General features: G+C 66.8%; 16 protein-coding genes. 9 read left to right on the forward strand and 7 right to left on the reverse strand.

The genetic code is table 11. The features are described 5' to 3' along the window. Positions 1–180 precede the first annotated feature (180 nt). Positions 181–942 (reverse strand): arylesterase, encoded by a 762-nt coding sequence (locus CN97_RS10760; RefSeq protein WP_242685263.1) that lies wholly within the window; start codon positions 940–942, stop codon positions 181–183. Between CN97_RS10760 and CN97_RS10765 the strand changes: the two genes are divergently transcribed. Continuing rightward, on the forward strand, positions 941–1,633 hold the full coding sequence (locus CN97_RS10765) for an ABC transporter ATP-binding protein (RefSeq protein ID WP_035711300.1): 693 nt from the start codon (positions 941–943) through the stop codon (positions 1,631–1,633). The genes CN97_RS10760 and CN97_RS10765 overlap by 2 nt on opposite strands. Continuing rightward, complete coding sequence (locus tag CN97_RS10770; RefSeq protein ID WP_035710947.1) at positions 1,630–4,158, forward strand: ABC transporter permease; 2,529 nt, start codon at positions 1,630–1,632, stop codon at positions 4,156–4,158. Before CN97_RS10765 ends, CN97_RS10770 begins: the two co-directional genes overlap by 4 nt. Here the strand turns inward: CN97_RS10770 and CN97_RS21330 are convergent, their stop codons facing one another. Beyond that, positions 4,159–5,100, reverse strand: a complete 942-nt coding sequence (locus tag CN97_RS21330) for an AraC family transcriptional regulator (protein WP_035710949.1) — start codon at positions 5,098–5,100, stop codon at positions 4,159–4,161. 169 nt (positions 5,101–5,269) lie between these two features. On the opposite strand from CN97_RS21330, the gene CN97_RS10780 reads away from it, so the two are divergent. The 7 genes from CN97_RS10780 to hemC all read left to right on the forward strand — a co-directional run bounded on the left by CN97_RS10780 (position 5,270) and on the right by hemC (position 10,509). Then, positions 5,270–6,412 (forward strand): amine dehydrogenase large subunit, encoded by a 1,143-nt coding sequence (locus CN97_RS10780; RefSeq protein WP_051911146.1) that lies wholly within the window; start codon positions 5,270–5,272, stop codon positions 6,410–6,412. A 2-nt stretch (positions 6,413–6,414) separates the two neighbouring features. Then, positions 6,415–6,948, forward strand: coding sequence for a MauE/DoxX family redox-associated membrane protein (locus tag CN97_RS19875; protein ID WP_051911147.1), 534 nt, complete (start codon positions 6,415–6,417; stop codon positions 6,946–6,948). A gap of 11 nt (positions 6,949–6,959) precedes the next feature. Further along, entirely contained in the window at positions 6,960–7,547 is a 588-nt protein-coding gene (locus CN97_RS10790; protein WP_035710952.1) for a redoxin domain-containing protein, read from the forward strand. Between the two features lie 84 nt (positions 7,548–7,631). Next, a complete protein-coding gene (locus CN97_RS10795; RefSeq protein WP_035710953.1) occupies positions 7,632–8,153 on the forward strand; it encodes a methylamine dehydrogenase light chain in 522 nt (173 codons plus the stop codon). Continuing rightward, complete coding sequence (locus CN97_RS10800) at positions 8,146–8,574, forward strand: c-type cytochrome (RefSeq protein ID WP_051911148.1); 429 nt, start codon at positions 8,146–8,148, stop codon at positions 8,572–8,574. Before CN97_RS10795 ends, CN97_RS10800 begins: the two co-directional genes overlap by 8 nt. A gap of 355 nt (positions 8,575–8,929) precedes the next feature. Then, positions 8,930–9,391: a c-type cytochrome gene (locus tag CN97_RS19880; protein WP_051911149.1), complete on the forward strand. Its 462-nt coding sequence runs from the start codon at positions 8,930–8,932 to the stop codon at positions 9,389–9,391. A gap of 170 nt (positions 9,392–9,561) precedes the next feature. Continuing rightward, positions 9,562–10,509, forward strand: a complete 948-nt coding sequence (gene hemC, locus CN97_RS10810; protein ID WP_084684105.1) for a hydroxymethylbilane synthase — start codon at positions 9,562–9,564, stop codon at positions 10,507–10,509. 705 nt (positions 10,510–11,214) lie between these two features. Here the strand turns inward: hemC and CN97_RS10815 are convergent. Genes CN97_RS10815 through CN97_RS10835 form a run of 5 tightly spaced genes read right to left on the reverse strand, consistent with a single transcriptional unit; the run spans position 11,215 to position 17,679 of the window. Continuing rightward, positions 11,215–12,000, reverse strand: coding sequence for an oxepin-CoA hydrolase, alternative type (locus tag CN97_RS10815; protein ID WP_035710955.1), 786 nt, complete (start codon positions 11,998–12,000; stop codon positions 11,215–11,217). 2 nt (positions 12,001–12,002) lie between these two features. Next, a complete protein-coding gene (locus CN97_RS10820) occupies positions 12,003–13,157 on the reverse strand; it encodes an acyl-CoA dehydrogenase family protein (RefSeq protein ID WP_035710957.1) in 1,155 nt (384 codons plus the stop codon). Between the two features lie 11 nt (positions 13,158–13,168). Further along, a complete protein-coding gene (locus CN97_RS10825) occupies positions 13,169–14,362 on the reverse strand; it encodes an acyl-CoA dehydrogenase family protein (protein ID WP_035710960.1) in 1,194 nt (397 codons plus the stop codon). A gap of 2 nt (positions 14,363–14,364) precedes the next feature. Next, positions 14,365–15,549 carry an acetyl-CoA C-acyltransferase gene (locus CN97_RS10830; RefSeq protein WP_035710961.1) on the reverse strand — a complete coding sequence of 395 codons (1,185 nt, stop codon included), beginning with the start codon at positions 15,547–15,549 and terminating at the stop codon, positions 14,365–14,367. A 21-nt stretch (positions 15,550–15,570) separates the two neighbouring features. Next, entirely contained in the window at positions 15,571–17,679 is a 2,109-nt protein-coding gene (locus CN97_RS10835; protein ID WP_211253678.1) for a 3-hydroxyacyl-CoA dehydrogenase NAD-binding domain-containing protein, read from the reverse strand. Positions 17,680–17,746: the final 67 nt, after the last annotated feature.

Consider the following 17,746-nt stretch of genomic DNA (forward strand, 5'->3'; position numbering starts at 1 on the left):
ATGGCGCGTGGAACCTTGGACGCCCAAGGCGCCCGCTCCCGCCCGACACGTTCCTGTATGTCGATGTGGCGTGGGTGACGCGCTAACCTTGCGCATCCATGGCGAGACGGCCGAGGGCGGACAGGCAGGCCTCACTCCATAGGCCCGGCTACCCCGCCTCGACCGTCATCCAGGGGCCTTCTATGGCTTCGCCCGCGTCCGCTCGGCCAGATCCAGAACAGCAGGGCCGATATGCTCAACCACAAGCGTGACGCCCTTGGCGGAGGGATGGAGATTGTCGGGCTGCATCACACCTGCCGCCACCCGTGCGTCGCTGTCCATCGCCGTCAAAGGGCCGAGAAAATCCGTCACCAGAAGCGTATGATGCGCCTCCGCCAGCGCGGGCCACATTGCGTCGAACTTCGCCTTGTAATCGGCCCCGTAATTGCCGGGCGCGGTCTGGCCGATCAGCAGGACCGGAAGACCCCTTTCCCCCGCTCTGCTGAGGATACGGTCCAGATTGGCCTGCGAGGCTTCATAAGGTAGCCCCCGCAGCAGATCGTTGCCGCCAAGCGCCACGATCAGCGCATCCGTGCCGGGGGTGAGAGACCAGTCCAGCCGCTGCAGCCCGCCCGCCGTGGTGTCACCCGACACCCCCGCGTTCACCACCGTCACCTCTGCCCCCTTTGCGTCGAGCCACGCCTGGAGCTGCGGCACCAACCCCTCGCCCGGCGGCAGACCGTATCCCTGCGTGAGACTGTCGCCGAGCGCCACTATTTCCAGCCGCTCCGCCGCGCCGGCAGGCAGGGGTATCGCAAGGGCTGCGACAATCGCGAGCTTGCCGATCACGTTTCCGAAGTCATATCGCAAAGCCCTTGCCGCACGGGCGAAGCACCCGGCAAGACGCGAGCGAGACAGCGGGAAAAGGGTGGGCATGGGCAAAGCGGCGGAAGCGAAGAGCATGGGCCAAGCAGTCCTCGGGCTGGAGAATGTGGAGCTTACACTCGCCGGAAACGCGGGCCGGGTCGAGATCCTGCGGGGCATCACTCTGGAAGTTGACCGGGGCGAGAGCATCGGACTTGTCGGGCCGTCCGGGTCGGGCAAGTCCTCCCTCCTGATGCTCATGGGCGGGCTGGAGCGGCCGACCGCGGGCCGTGTCACCGCGCTCGGCCAGGAGCTGTCGGGGATGGATGAGGACGGGCTTGCCCGTTTTAGACGCGGACGAATGGGCATCGTCTTCCAGTCCTTCCACCTCGTCCCGACCATGACGGCGCTCGAAAACGTCGCGCTGCCCCTTGAGATCGCGGGAGAGGCAGACGCTTTCGATCGCGCGGCGACAGAGCTCGCCGCCGTCGGGCTGTCGCACCGCGAAGGCCACTATCCCGCGGAACTGTCGGGCGGTGAGCAGCAGCGCGTGGCGCTGGCCCGCGCCGCCGCGCCCCGGCCGGAGCTGTTTCTTGCCGACGAACCCACCGGTAATCTCGACGGTCGGACCGGTGCGCAGATCATGGACCTGCTCTTTGATCTTCGTGACCGGCATGGGGCGACGCTGGTGCTCGTCACCCACGCGCCGGAGCTTGCGGAAAGATGTGACAGGCTCATCCGGCTGGCGGACGGGCGCATCGACGCCACGGGCATGGTTCCTGCCACATGAGCCTTTTGCCTCCGATCGCCTGGACGATAGCCCGGCGCGAACTTCGCGGTGGCCTGTCCGGCTTCCGCGTGTTCCTCCTCTGCCTGATCCTCGGCGTCGCCGCCATCGCGGCGCTGGCGACCGTGCGTTCCGCAATCACCGATGCGCTGGCCGATCAGGGGCGCGCGCTTCTGGGAGGCGATGCGCAGATCGAGTTCACCTATCGCACCGCAAGGCCGGAAGAGCGGAAGTGGATGGAGGATCACGCGACCCGTCTGTCCGAAGTTCTGGATTTTCGCTCCATGGCCCGCAGCGGGGAGGATATCGCCCTTACACAGGTGAAGGCGGTAGATGCTGCCTGGCCCATGGCGGGGGAGCTGGAGGTCGAACCGCCCATGCCCGTGGCCGACGTTTTCGCCCCTCGGGACGGACTGCCCGGCGCGGCGATGGACGGGATCCTCGCCGACCGGCTGGGCCTTGCTCTCGGCGACACGTTCACGGTGGGGGACGTGACCTTCCGCCTTTCCGCACGGATCGTGCGGGAGCCCGACAACACCTCGGGCGGTTTCGCCCTTGCCCCCCGGACGCTGGTCCGGTCGGAGACAGTGCGAGAGACACCGCTCCTTGCCCCCGGCTCCGTCTTCGACGCGGAATACCGGCTGTTGCTGCCGGAGGGCGCCGATCTTCCCGCGCTGGAAACCGCCGCCAAAACGCGGTTCGAGGGAGCGGGCATCCGCTGGCAGGATAGCCGCCGCGCCGCCCCCGGCGTGGAGCGTCATGTAAGCCGTATCGGCTCGTTCCTCATCCTGCTCGGCCTCGCGGGGCTGGCGGTCGGCGGCGTGGGAATTGCTGCGGCGACTCGGGCATGGATCGCGCGCAAGACCGGGACGATTGCCACGCTGAAGGCTCTTGGCGCGACGGGGAGGGAAATCCGCGCGGCTTTCCTGTTGCAGCTGGCGCTTATCGGCGGGCTGGGGATCGCTGGGGGGCTTGTGCTTGGCAGCCTCTTGCCGCTGGCGGCGGCTCCCTTCGTGCGAGGGCTGTTGCCGGTGGAGATCGCCCTCACCCCCTCTCCCCGCGCCATGGCGGAGGCCGCGACCTATGGCGCTCTCATCGCCACCATCGCCGTCCTGCTGCCGCTCGGCCGGATGGCGGCGGTGCGACCGGCGCTGCTCTATCGCGACACCGGCCCCGCGCGTCGGAGCCTGCCCGGGATGGCGACGCTCGGCCTGCTAGCGCTACTGTTGCTGGCGCTGATCGGGGCCGCCGTCGGCTTTTCCGGCGAGCCGCGCCTGACGCTTGCGACGCTCGCGGGAATCGCGGTGGCCTTGGGGCTGCTGTGGCTCGTGGCGCTGGCGCTCCGCTGGCTCGCCCGCGGGCTGGCGCGCGCACGGATCGTCCGGGGGCGGCCCATGCTGCGCGCGGCGCTGGCGCAGATCGGCGGACCGGGAAGCGATGCGGGTGCTGTCGTCCTGTCACTCGGGCTGGGTCTTTCCGTTCTCGCCGCAGTCGGGCAGGTGGAGGCGAACCTGCGCAACGCGATCTCCGCCGATCTGCCCCGGATCGCTCCGGCCTTCTTCCTCGTCGATATTCAGCCCGATCAGATCGACCCGCTGGAGGCCCGGCTGACAGGTCTGCCTGCAGTAGAAAGATTGCAGACCGCGCCCATGCTCCGGGGCGTGATCACGCAGATCAACGGCCGGGATGCACGGTCAGTCGCGGGGGATCACTGGGTTCTGCGCGGTGACAGGGGCGTGAGCTATGCAAGCACCCCGCCGGAGGGCACGCGCCTTGTCGCCGGAGAGTGGTGGCCCGCCGATTACAGCGGCCCGCCTCAGGCCAGCCTCGCCGCGACGGAGGCTGCTGAGCTGGGGCTTGGGCTGGGAGACAGGATCACGGTGAACATCCTCGGCCGCGACATCGAGGCGACGATAACCTCTCTCCGTGACGTGGACTATCGCCGGGACGGGATCGGGTTCTTCCTGATCCTGAATGCCGCCGCTCTGACAGGCGCTCCCCATACCAACATCGCCACGGTCTATGCCGCGCCGGAGGCGGAAGCCGGCGTGCTCCGCGCCATCGCGGGGGATTGGCCCAATGTCACGGCCATCCCCGTGGGGGAGGCGCTGGCCCGCATCGGCGAAGCGCTGACGCTGGTTGCACGCGCCATCGTGCTGGCGGCAGGCGTGACGCTGCTGACCGGGGCCGTGGTGCTGATCGGTGCCGCCGCTTCGGGTGAGCGCGCGCGTGCGAAGGAGGCGGCGCTGCTCAAGGTCCTAGGGGCAACGCGGGGGCGGATTCTGTGGTCCTTTGCGCTCCGCGCGCTCTTGACCGGCGGTGCAGCAGGGCTTGTGGCCCTCGGTTTCGGGCTTCTGGCGGGCTGGCTCGTCATGGATCTGGTGATGGAGGAAAGCTACCGCCCTGCCATCGTTCCGGCGCTTGCCGTCGTGCTGGGCGGGGCGCTGGCCACGTTGGCTGCCAGCCTGGCTTTTGCGATCCGTCCGCTGGCGGCGCGGCCAGCGGGTATACTGCGTGCGGAGGAGTAATCACTCCTCCGCCAATGCGAGGCGGCCGCGCAGCGTATCGGTCGGCCGCTCGCCGAACATGGCGCGATACTGCCCCGCAAACCGACCCCAGTGCGGAAACCCGTGATCCAAGGCGATGTCCGATACCTTCGCACCCTTTTCCCTTGCCCCTGCCTCCCTCGCGATGATCAGCGCCCGCCGCGCAAGGTTAAGCCGCTGCATGGTGAGCAGCCGATCAAGCCCGAGGCCGGCCTCCGCCATGCTCGCGCGGCGAAGGGTGCGGCTGTCGAAGCCCGTCGCGGCGGAAAGCTGGGTGACGCTCATATCCACCGCTTCCGCCGCAGCGAGCCAGTCCAGCGTCGCGGCAAAAGCACGCGCCGTTCCCTGCCGACGCTTCCGCGCCCAGACCCGTTCCTCGAACCAAAGCGTCAGCCGGTCGGTAATGAGGCCGGGCGCGATGGCGAGAAGCGAAGCATTGCTCCGGCTGTATGCGCCATTCGTAGGAGAAACGAGAAAGTCGATCCATTGACCCGTCTGGGCGATCGCACCCCTTGGGGCATGGTCGAACACGCCCGAGCATGCCACGTCCGCGCCGGCTTCCATCGCTGCCGGAAGAAGGTCTGCGGCCAGTTCCACCGACACGCAGCGCACACCGGGGCGCTGCAGCATCGTAAGCCAGCGCGGGGTCATGGCAAAACCCGCCTCCAGCACCGATGATCCTCCGCCTTCGGCCCCGCCGAGCAGGAAATATACCGCCAAGTGCCCCTCCGGCATCAAAAAGCTGTTGAGCGTCAGGCGCTGCATCTCCTCTCGATAGAGAGAGAGCGTGCCGAAATCGAGCCGGCTGATCTCCCCAAGAGAGCCGCCCGGCGCGACCGGGTGGTAGCGCTGCTCCCATCCGGGCATACCGCATTCCAGTTCCTCAATGGCCTGGCAGATGGTGTGGCGATAGATCGGTGTCATGCTGTCCGGCCTGCGCTCCCGCCGCAGCCTGAGCAAGCCGGGCCGCGACGAAACGTCGCTGCAATTCTTCGAATGCATAAACTTTGGGCGTATTTTCGCGCTAAGCCCGGATAGATTGCGCGGTCACGGAGCCGTTAACACAGGGACAAACGAACGCAGGAGAGACCGGATGCGAGTCCCAGCAACCATTTGCGCCGCCTGTGCGGTCCTTGCCGGACAGGCGGCCATCGCACAGGAGGCAATCGCCCCCGAGAAACTGACCGTGGAGGAGCGCATTGCCCCCGGCGCCAATGTCCTGACACTCGACCAGAGCTGGAGTGGGCAGTCCCGCATCAACGTGCTGTCCACATCCGACCTGAAGATGAAGGGCAACATGGGGGTGGGCCTCATCGGGCAGATGGTGCTCGCTCCGGGTGGAGCGACGCTCTACACCGCGTCCGTCTATGCGCCCCGGATCACCTATGGTCCCCAGGAGGCGGTGATCCACGAATTCGATATCGCCACCCTGACCCACAAGCGTGAGTTCACCGTCTCCAACAAGATGGCAATGGCGGAGCCGCAGCCAGCGCTGCTGCAACTCGCGGGCGATGCGAAGTTCCTGCTGGTGCAAAATGCGACCCCGGCGACCTCTGTGAGCGTGGCCGATCTCGCCAAGGGCGAGCAGATCGCGGAAGTGCCGACGCCGGGCTGCTGGGGGGCGCTGCCCGTGGCGCAGGACCTGAAATTTCTGAGCCTCTGCGGTGACGGCACGATGCAGGTCTTCTCCTTTGATGCCGCAGGCAAGATCGGCGAGCCGGTCAAGAGCGAGAAGATCTTCGACGCCGACAAGGACGCGCTCTTCACCAACCCGGCGAAGATGGGCGACGACTGGCTCTTCGCTTCCTTCAACGGCAATCTCTACCACGTCGCGGTGAAGGACGGAAAAGCCGTGCTCGTGGACAAGTTCGCCACGACCGAAGGTGTGGAAGGCGACTGGGCACCCGGCGGATCCGAGGTGATTGCCTACAACGCGCCTACCGGCACCGCCTATGTGCTGATGCATTCGGGCGCCGAGGACGGCAGCCACAAGGACGGCGCAGAGGAGATCTGGGCAGTCGACGTGAAGGCGAAGAAGGTGCTCTACCGCTCCAACGCCCATGCCGAGAACACCATCACCGTGACCCAAGGCGCGGCGCCTGTGATCTTCGCCGTGTCCGAGGAGAACGCCCTCTATCGCTACGAGGTGGACCCGGAGGCGAAATTCGCCGCGAAGCTTGCCGGAGAAGCGGAAGACATGGGCAATTTCGTCGGCCTCGTTCTGGCGACGGAGTGACCATGGCGGAGGCAGGCGTCTATCTCTCTGGCGCGCTCACCGCCTTCGTGGCGCTGATCCTGCTCGGCGCGGCGTGGCACAAGGCGCAGTCCTTCCTCGAAACCACTGGTTTCGTCGCGGGCTACGGTCTTGTCCCGCCGGGCCGGGAAACAGTCGTTCTTCGCCTGCTGATCGCGGCGGAGGCGGTGGCGGTCGTGCTGCTCGTCCTGCCGTGGACGCGGACGGCGGGCGGCGCACTCGCGGCGGCGCTTTTCACCGGCTATGGCGCCGCGATGGCACTTGCGCTCCGGGCGGGCAAAGACCGGATCGAATGCGGTTGCGGCGGCGCGCCACAGATCGTCTCCCGGCCCGTCATCCTGCGCAATCTCGTGCTCACGGCCGCTGCGCTCGCCGTGGCGCTGCTGCCGGAGGGACCGATGGGCCCGGCGGCAGCCCTCGTTGCGCTGGCGGCGGGCCTTACGCTCTGGTGTGTCTACGGCATTGTCGAGCGGCTTCTGGCCAATGCCGGCCATATGCGCCTCGCGGCGCGATCCTGACGGAGAGACCCATGAACATCCTTACCTTCGCGGTGGTTGCGCTCTGGATCGTGGTGATGATCCTGATCGCCGTCGTCTTTGCCCTCGCCCGCCAGATCGGCGTTCTGCTGGAGCGGGTGCAGCCTGTCGGCGCGATGATGGCCGACAAGGGACCGGACATCGGCGCCCGTGTGCCGGAGATGCTGCTGCCCAACCTCAACGGCGCGCCCGTTCCGCTGGGCGGTGCGTCGGGGCGGAGCCAGCTCGTGTTCTTCCTCTCGACGAGCTGCCCGATCTGCAAGGCGCTGGTACCTGCGTTGCGCTCTGCCGCGCGGGCGGAGGGGAACTGGCTGGATGTCGTCCTCGCCTCCGACGGCAAACCCGAGCCGCATCTCGCGATGATCGGCAGGGAGCGGCTGCAGGACTTCCCCTACACGATCTCCTCCGACCTCGGGATGACGTTCAAGGTGGCGAAACTGCCCTTCGCGGTGCTGATCGACGGCAATGGCGTGATCCGCGCCAAGGGCCTGATCAACAACCGTGAGCAGCTCGAGAGCCTGTTCCACGCCGCGGAACTTGGCCGTCCCTCCATCCAGAGCCTCGCCGCCGCCCCGGCCTGAACCGATCCATCCGCCCGGCGGCGGATATCCAACCTCTCTGCCGGTGCCCTCGGCCCGGACCCGCATCTGAAAGGGAAACGCTTCATGACCCGCTTGACCGACAAGCTCTTCAAGACACTCGACGCCGCTGTCGAGACCGGCGCCCGCAGCTCTGCCCGCACCCACGGCCGCCGCTCCTTCCTTGCCAAGGCGGGGGCGGTGCTCGCCGGGGTGGCCATTTCGCCGATCCTGCCGTTCGACCGCCGCGCCAAGGCGGCAGAGACGGCGGAGGACGCTTGTGACTACTGGCGGCACTGCGCGCTCGACGGCAACCTGTGTTCCACCTCCGGCGGGTCGCTGACCTCCTGCCCGCCCGGATCCTCGGCCTCCGCCGTGTCCTGGGTCGGCACCTGCCGCAACCCGGATGACAGCAAGGATTACCTCGTCTCCTACAACGACTGCTGCGGCAAGGCGTCGGTCTCCTCGGCCACGTCCTGCTATACGTCGAAGGGGGAACGGCCCGGCTATCGCATGGGTCTTTACAACGACATCAACTGGTGCATGGCGAATACCGACAAGGGCTATCATTGCACCGTTTCGGTGGTCGTGGGTCTGGCGGATGAATAAACTCGCCACGTGCATCCTCGCCGCCGCCCTTCCGGGGGCGGCACTCGCGGATGGCGCAGCTCTCTTCGCCGACAATTGCGCCGCCTGTCACGCAGAGGGCGGCGTTGGCACCCCCGGGCTCGCACCGCCGCTGGTGGATGCCGAGCTCTGGACCCGGCTCGGGCCGAAGGCGCCCGATTACATCGCAGGCGTGCTGACCTCGGGCCTCACCGGACGGATCACGGTCGCGGGGGTGGATTATATCGGCCTCGCGATGCCGGAGCAGACGCAGTTGACGCCTGCCGAGATGGCGGAGGTGGCCTCCTACGTTCTGCAGACGCTCAATGGGCTTGAGCAACCGGTGACGGAAGAGCTCGCGGCGGCGACACTCGCCTCGCCCCCCGACCATGCGGCGCTGCGCAAGCTCCGCAAGGGGGAGTGAGATGGGAAGCTCCGGGCGAGCGCTCCTGACATGGATAGGATCCACCCGTCTGATACCCGGCCCGGCAGGCACGAACGGAACAGGGGCATTGCGACCAAGCCTGACCACGGCAGCCCGCGCATCGGCGGACGCGATGCAGATCCTCCCGGGAGCATACCCAGGCGCCATCTCCCCGGCGTTGCATTCGTTTGCGGGCGCGATGCACATCCGCGCAGGAGCATGCCCGGGCATATCTCCTCCGGGAAGAAGTAGTCTGGAGGGCCGCACAGGAACCGCCCTCGGGCAAGCGAAGGACGCGGAAGCGGCATCGGCGCAGACCGGCCCAAGGGTCTCCCGAGGGACGGTCACGAAACCGATGTGGACGGCGCTCCGGCGGATCATGCTCGCGGCAATACTGGCAACGCCGGCCTTGGGAGCGGCGGCCGAAGACGCAGCAGGGGAGCGGTCGGCGCATGTGAATTATATCCTGCGTTGCGCGGGATGCCACACCATGACCGGGGAAGGAACGGTGATCGGCGGGGTTCCCACCTTCCTTGACAGCATCTCCGCACTCGCGGCGGATGACCGGGGGCGGAGCTATATCGCCCATGTGCCCGGTATCAACTCCGCCGATCTCTCACCGGCCGGGATTGCCGCAGTGCTGAACTATGTGGTGAAGGAATGGGGCGATCCGATGACGGATGTGCCCGCGTTCACCGCAGAGGAAATCGCCCGCCGCCATGCGGAGCCGATGCGGGACATCGTGGCCGCCCGGCGCGAGATCGTTGATCGTCTTGCGGCCGACGGCAAGTCGACGGCGCCATATCCCTGGCCCTGAGCCCCGTCTTCCTGCTGGTTCCCCGCCCGGACTGACCAGGGCGGCCTGTCAGGCGGCGCGGCCTGCCCAGCGATCCTGCCGCATCACGACCTGAGTCTGACGTTACGGAATTGCCGTTGCGGTTCCGGGATGAGGCGGCTATCCGATCCGGCATGATACGGAGCCTGCCGATGCCAGACGTCACTGTCCCGCTGAAAATCGGAACCCGTGGGTCACCGCTCGCCGTCGCGCAGGCGGTGGAGACGCGCAACCTGCTCATGGCGGCACACGGGCTGCCGGAGGACCGGTTCGAGATCGTCGTGATCTCCACCACGGCCGACCGTGTGCAGGACCGGGCGCTGAAGGAGATCGGCGGCAAGGGACTTTTCACCAAGGAAATCGAGGAGGCGCTGCTCGCCGGTGCCATCGACCTTGCCGTCCACTGCGTAAAGGACATGGCGGTGGAGGAGCCTGCGGGCCTCATCTCCGACTGCCATCTGGAGCGGGAGGATCCGCGCGATGTCTTCCTCTCGACCGGCTGGGCGACACTGGCCGATCTGCCGGAGGGAGCGGTTCTCGGCACCTCCAGCATGCGGCGTCGGGCGCAGGCGCTGCACCTGCGGCCCGATCTTCAGGTGGTCAACTTCCGAGGGAATGTCCAGACCAGGCTCAGGAAGCTGGGCGAGGGCGTCGCTGCCGCGACCTTCCTCGCGCTTGCAGGATTGAACCGGCTCGGCATGCGGGAACATGCGAAGACGATCATCTCGGCCGATGAAATGCTGCCCGCCGTAGGTCAGGGTGCGCTCGTCATCCAGCGGCGGCGGGAGGATGCGCTGGCCGAAACGCTGACCGCGCCCCTCCACCATCGGACGACCGAAGTGCAGATCGCCTGCGAGCGAACCTTCCTCGCGACGCTGGAAGGCTCCTGTGAAACGCCTATCGCGGGGCTTGCGGAATTTGAAGGCGATCTCCTCCGTTTCCGGGGCGAGATCCTGACGCCGGATGGCAGCGGGCGGCTGACGGTGGAAACACGCGGAGCGCCGGCGGATGCCGCGGAGATGGGCGAGGCAATGGCACGCGACCTGCTTTCCCGCGCGCCCGCGGATTTCTTCGACTGGCGCCGTCCCGTGCAGGCCTGATGACCAGTTCAACACTTCGGAACTGATCCGCCACGCCGCAGCCCCCTGACGGCACGTCCCCGCTGGCGTGGAACATGTCCATCACCCACCTCCCGCTGAGCCGCGATCCATGAGGGGAATGCCTGCCGCGCCTTGATGCACACGGGGCCAATCCCGGTTGCGTCATGGCGGAGGCGAACCCTTGCACCACCAAGAGGACTGAACAAGCCGTGCCTCTGCCAGATCGGGCAGGATCATGGCCAGCGAGCACGCCATGCCCTGCCCGCCAGAACCGCTGCGCGGAGCAGACTGAAATCCTAAAACACCGCATCCGTCAGGCGATCGGGGACAGGCTGGCCAACGCGGGCGAACCCTGTGCTTCCTTCAGCCGGACGTGTCGCTGTCATGCATGCCGCAGACCCGTCTTCAGGAGGGCTCCGGCGTCAGCGGAGCACCCGGCAATTCGCACAGAACTGGACTTGTCACCGGCACGCTTCGCGCGGAACGGAACCGCTCCGCCAGACGGCCATCATCGTTCGACGCACATCAAAAGAAGGCGCTATCCGTTCGGGCAAAATCCATGGCTTTGACCATGATGCGCCCAGATAAGGTGAAGCTGGATATCGGGAACAATCGCCGATGACCGGTGCTCGACCTGTTGGAAGCGTCTCTCGCGCGCGCTGCTGCGGCAGAGAGCCAGGCTGAACCGCCCGGCTCTCGCAGATGTCACTCGGCGGCCCCGAAGCGGGGACTGCGTTTTTCGAGGAATGCCTTGATCCCCTCACCCGCGTCGGGCGCAACGGCGTTTCGGGCAAAACCATCGCGTTCCCGATCAAGCTGATCGGAGAAGCTGAGCACCTGCCCGGTGGAGATAAGCCCCTTGATCGTGCCAATGGCATCCCGCGGGCCGGCCGCCAGCCGCTCCGCCCGCGCCATTGCAGCGGCCAGCGCTTGTCCCTTGTCCGTCAGCTCGTTGACGAGACCCAGAGTATGAAGCCGCTCCGGCTCCACCGGACCACCTTCCATCGCGATCTCGGAGAGCAGCTGCCGCGGCAGCATCCGGGCGAGAGAGGCCGTGGCCCCCCCATCCGGGCTGAGACCGACCTTGACATAGGCCAGCATGAATCGCGCATCCCGCGCCGCAACCATCATATCGCAGGCCAGCGCGAGGGAGAATCCTGCCCCCGCAGCCCAGCCCTCGACCGCCGCGATAACCGGCACCGGCGTCTCGCGGATCGCACGGATGAAATCGTGCAGCTCCTCGATCCCGCCGCGGATCCCGGCCTCACCCGAGGCTCGCCTTGCGCCGATCCCGGCGAGATTGCCGCCCGAGCAGAAGCTCGGCCCCGCCCCCGTCAGCACCACCGCGCCGATGGAGGGGTCGCTTGCTGCCAGCGCCATGGCCTCGCGCCCACCGCGATAAACCTCCGGTGTGAGCGCGTTGCGGGTTGCCGGATCGTCGATTGTCAGGAGGAGCACACGCCCCTGCCGCTCTTGCCGCAGCTCTGCCATGATCAAGCCGCCGCGATCAGGCCACCGGCATCCGTCACCCGCGCGAGGTGATAGGCCGTGTCGCCGAACTGGGTTTCGATGATGGCGAGCCGCTTGAAGTAATGTGCCCCCAGATATTCCATCGTCATGCCGATGCCACCGTGAAGCTGAACTGCGGTCTGACCGACAAATCTTGCGGAGCGGTTGATCTGCACTTTCACCGCCGAGAGCGCGGCACGGCGTTCGGCGGCATCCTCCGCCTCAACCATCATCGCGGCGTAATAGGCCATGGACCGCGCCTGCTCCACCATCAGCAGCATATCCACCGCCTTGTGCTGAAGCACCTGGAAGGAGCCGATCGCGACGCCGAACTGATTGCGGGTCTTGAGGTAATCGACCGTCAGCCCGTGCAGCGCCTCCATCGCGCCGACCGCTTCGGCGGCCAGCGCAGCGATGCCCGCCTCGCTCACCCGTTCCAGCACCGGATAGCCCTGGCCCACTTCGCCCAGAACATCTTCCGCGTTGAGCACCACGCCGGAGAAATCCACATCGGCCAGCCGTCCGCCATCCTGCGAGGCATAGCCGCGCACCGTCACGCCGTCGCGGTCTGCGGGGACGAGGAACAGCGTGATGCCGCTCTCATCGCGCCGCTCGCCCGCCGTACGCGCCGAAACAATGAAAAGTCCCGCCGTATCACCGTTCAGCACCAGTTCCTTCCGCCCGGTCAGGACGAAACCCGCGCCCTGCGCTTCCGCACGTGTCGCCACGTCGAACAGGTCGTAGCGCGCCTGCGGCTCCTGAAAGGCGAGCGACAGGCGGAGATTGCCCTCCGCCACCTCGGGGATCAGCGTTTCCTTTTGCTGGGCGTTCCCGGCCAGACGCAGCGCGGTCGCACCCAGAACGCCCGTCGACAGATACGGCTCCAGCGCGAGGGTGCGCCCGACCGCCTCCATCGCGATCATGGTTTCCACGGGACCGCCGCCGAAGCCGCCATCCTCTTCGGAGAACGGCATGCCGAGCAGGCCGAGTTCCGCATAACCCGCCCAGATCGCAGGGTCGAACCCGCCCGTTTGCTTGCGGTTCTTTTCCCGGTCCTCAAGGGAGCCGTAGCGCGCGGCAAGGAACCGGTCCACGCTGTCCTTGAGCTGCGATTGCTCGCTGGTGAAATCGAAGTCCATCGCTCGCCCCCTTAAAGCCCGAGGATCGCCTTGGCGATCACGTTGTGCTGGATCTCGTTCGATCCGCCATAGATCGAAACCTTGCGGTTGTTGAAGTAGAGCGCCGCCGCCCCGTCCGACCAGTCGAAATCGGGCAATTCGTTGCCCTCGCCCGCCCGGTCCGGACCTGCCGCCGCATAGGGGCCTGCGAGCTCCAGCAGCAGTTCGGTGGAAGCCTGCTGAAGCTCCGATCCCTTGATTTTCAGGATGGATGAAGCAGGGTCCGGCTTGTCGGAGCCGCTCTTCATCTGATTGGCGATCACGCGCATGTTGGTGATCTCCAGCGCCTTAAGCTCGATCTCCACCTGCGAGAGGCGGCTGCGAAAATCGCCGTCCTCCCACATGGTGCCGGTGCCGTTCGGCACCTCGCGGGCGAGCCGCTTGATCCGCCCGATGCGTTCCTTGGTCATGCCGATGCGGGCGATGCCGGAGCGCTCGTTGGCGAGCAGGAACTTGGCATAGTCCCAGCCCTTGTTCTCCTCGCCGACGAGGTTCTCCACCGGCACCCGTACGTCGTCGAAGAACACCTCGTTGACCTCGTGATGGCCCTCGATCGTGATGATCGGACGGACGGTGACGCCCGGGGTCTTCATGTCGATGAGCAGGAAGGAGATGCCCTGCTGCTTCTTCACCTCCGTGTTGGTGCGCACGAGGCAGAAGATCCAGTCGGCATACTGGCCAAGCGTGGTCCAAGTCTTCTGGCCGTTGACGACGTAATGGTCCCCGTCGCGCACCGCGCGGGTCTTCAGGCTGGCAAGGTCCGAGCCGGCGCCCGGTTCGGAGAAGCCCTGGCACCACCAGATATCGAGATTGGCCGTCGCGGGCAGGAAGCGCTTCTTCTGTTCCTCGTTGCCGAAGGCCGCGATCACCGGCCCGACCATGTAGCAGTTGAACTGCAGAGGCAGCGGCACGGCGGCCTGCTGAAGCTCCTCGGTGAAGATGTACCGCTGGATGGGCGACCACGGCTGACCGCCCCATTCCAGAGGCCAGTGCGACACCGCCCAGCCCTTCTTGTTCAGAATGCGCTGCGAGGTGACGATATCCTCCCGCGAGAGCTTCCGCCCGGAGGAGACCTTGTCGCGGATCTCTTGGGGGATTTCCTTGCGGAGAAAGTCCCGAACCTCTGCGCGGAACGCGTTTTCCTCAGGGGTGAAACGAAGATCCATGCTCAGCTCCCGATTTCAAAAAGACCGGCTGCGCCCATGCCGCCGGCAATACACATTGTGACGACCGCAAGCTTTGCGCCCCGTCGCTTCCCCTCGATCAGCGCGTGGCCCGTGAGACGCGCGCCCGACATGCCGAAGGGATGCCCGATCGCGATGGCTCCGCCGTTGACGTTCACCTTCTCCGGATCCAACCCCAGCGTACGGATGCAATAAAGCGACTGTGAGGCGAAGGCTTCGTTCAGCTCCCACAGGTCGATATCGTTCACCGTCAGCCCGTGACGCTCCAGAAGGCGGGGCACTGCAAAGACCGGGCCGATACCCATTTCATCCGGCTCGCACCCCGCGGTGGCATAACCCCGGAAAGTGCCGAGCGGTTGCAGCCCGCGGGCGCGGGCCTCCGTGTCCGACATCAGGATCAGCGCGGAGGCGCCGTCGGAAAGCTGGCTCGCGTTGCCGGCGGTGACGAACTCATCCTCGCCGCGCACGGGTTTCAGCTTCGCCAGCCCCTCATAGGAAGTGTCGGGCCGGTTGCCCTCATCCTTGGCGATCCGCCCTTCGCGGGTGGTGGTTTCGCCGGTGGCCTTGTCCGTTACCTGGAAGGTCACGTCCATGGGTACGATTTCGTCGTCGAACCGGCCCGCGTCCTGCGCCGCGGCGGTGCGACGCTGGCTTTCCAGCGAGAAGCGGTCCTGCTCCTCCCGGCTGATCTGGTAGCGGCGCGCAACATTGTCCGCCGTCTCGATCATGGAAATATAGATGTCGGGCTTGTGCTCCATCAGCCAGGGGTTCTGCACCAGGTCGCGGCGCGTCACCGGCTGAACGAGACTGATGGATTCCACGCCCCCCGCCACGGCGACCGGCGCACCATCCCGGGTGATCCGGGCGGCTGCCGCAGCGACAGCCTCCAGCCCGGAGGCGCAGAACCGGCTCACCGTCACACCGGAGGACTGAACCGGGATACCGGCCATGATCGCGGCGTGGCGCGCGACATTCCCGCCGGTCGCTGCTTCGGGATAACCGGTGCCGAGCACGACCTCTTCAACCGCCCCCGGCTCCACCCTGGCCTTGGCAAGCGCCGCGCGCATCGCATGGGACGCCATGTCCGCTCCATGCGTCAGGTTGAAGCTCCCGCGATGCGCCTTGCCGACCGGCGTGCGCGCCGTGGAAACGATTACCGCTTCAGTCATGTCTCTCTCCCCGAAAGCCGCTCACGCGCCTTCCTTAAGCGATTGAAAACCCTTGCCCTCTTCGGCAAGGCGGCGGAGCAGCGGCGCAGGTTCCAGTTCCGGCGCATCGAACCGTTTCGCCTGCGCCTCAAGCGAGGCCACGATCTTCGCCAGCCCGACGCCATCGGCCCAGAACATCGGCCCGCCCGTCCAGGAAGGCCAGCCGTAGCCGTTGATCCAGACAAGGTCGATGTCGGAGGGACGGTAGGAAATCCCTTCCTGCAGAATGCGGGTACCCTCGTTCACCATCGGGTAGAACAGGCGCTCCACGATCTCCTCCCCCGTCAGCGTCTCGGAGGAGACACCACGGGCCTCAGCCTCCTCGGCGATGATCTGGGCCACCTCCGGGTCCGGCACCCCCTTCCGCGCGCCTTCGGGGTAAAGGTAGAAGCCGCGGCCCGTCTTCTGCCCGAAACGCCCCAATTCCGCCAGCCTGTCACCGATCGGGGCGAAGCCGCCAAACGCCTTGCGCGTGCGCCAGCCGATGTCGATGCCCGCAAGATCCAGCATGGCGAACTGCCCCATGCGGAAGCCAAAGCCGGTGATGGCGTCATCGACCTCCGACGGGCTGACGCCGGACAGGAGCAGCCGCTCCGCCGCGCGGGTCCGCTGGGCCAGCATCCGGTTGCCAATGAAACCGAAGCAGACGCCAGAAACGACAGGCAGCTTGCCGATCTTGCGCCCGATGCTCAGGCCGGTTTCCAGCACGTCCGGCGCGGTCCTGTCGCCCCGCACGACCTCCAGCAGCCGCATCACATTGGCGGGGGAGAAGAAGTGCAGCCCGATCACGTCGGCCTCGCGCCCCGGCGCGGCCGAGGCGATCTCGTTCACATCGAGATAGGAGGTATTGGTCGCGATCACCGCGCCCGGCTTCGCCACGCGGGCCAGTTCCCCGAAGATCTCGCGCTTGACGCCCATATCCTCGAAGGCGGCCTCGATGATCATGTCGGCTTCCCCGGCGGCGGAAAGGCCGACCTGCCCCTCGATCAGCGCCATGCGTTTCTGAAGGTCGGCCTCCGACAGCGAGCCGCGTTTGACGGAAGCCGCGTAGGTACCCCGGATCCGCTCCAGCCCCTTGGCAAGCAGATCCTCCGATGTCTCGATCACGCGGACTGCAATCCCCGCATTGGCAAAGGCCATGGAAATGCCGCCGCCCATCGTGCCCGCGCCGATCACCGCGACCTTCTCCACCTTGCGCGCCTTCACATCCTTGCCGATGCCCGGCACGCGGGCGGCAGCGCGTTCAGCGAAGAAGACATGGCGGAGAGCCTTCGACTGATCGGAGGCCACGAGGGTCTTGAACTCCTCCCGCTCCACGGCGAGGCCGTCATCCAGCGACTTGTCGAATGCGGCCTCCACCGAGCGGATCAGCGCACCGGTGTTCAGCAGGTCGCCGGACTTCTTCCGCGCCTCGGCGGCAGCCGCGTCGAACGCGGCACGAGCCTCGGGGCTGTTCTCAACGCTGCGCTTGCCGGTGACGGGCCAGTCGCCCTTGTCGGCAAAAGCGAGTGCGAGCCGGCGCGCGGCGGGCAGCAGGTCATCGGCTTCCACAACCTCGTCCAGCAGGCCGAGCGCCTTTGCCTTTGGCGCCTTCACCGGATCGCCTTTCAGCATCATGGCGAAGGCATCTGCGGGCGCGAGAATGCGAGGCAGGCGCTGCGTGCCGCCTGCACCCGGAATGATGCCGAGCTTGATCTCCGGCAGACCGATCGCCGCGGCGGCGGAGCCCACGCGGCCATGACAGGCCAGCGTGAGCTCACATCCACCCCCGAGCGCCGCGCCGTTGATGGCCGCGACGACGGGCTTGACGCTTTCCTCTACCCCGGAGAGCAGATCGGGCAGAGTGGGCGCGACCGGCGGTTTGCCAAATTCAGTGATATCCGCGCCTGCACAGAAGATCCGGCCCGCGCCCGTGATCACCACGGCGCGCACATCCGGATCGGCGGCCGCGCGCGCGAGGCCATCGAGGATGCCCTGCCGCATCTTCGCCGAAAGCGCATTCACCGGCGGAGAGGTCAGCGTGATCAGCGCAACGCCCCCTTCGGCGGCGTAGCTGGTGGCTTCGGCTGCGGGCATCGTCGACTCGTTCACGGCATTTCCTCCCAGTTCCGCTGTGCAGAATACTCGTCTGCTGGTCGGAATTCATGCCTCCAAAATC

Source organism: Haematobacter massiliensis (genome assembly GCF_000740795.1).
Taxonomy (GTDB): Bacteria; Pseudomonadota; Alphaproteobacteria; order Rhodobacterales; family Rhodobacteraceae; genus Haematobacter; species Haematobacter massiliensis.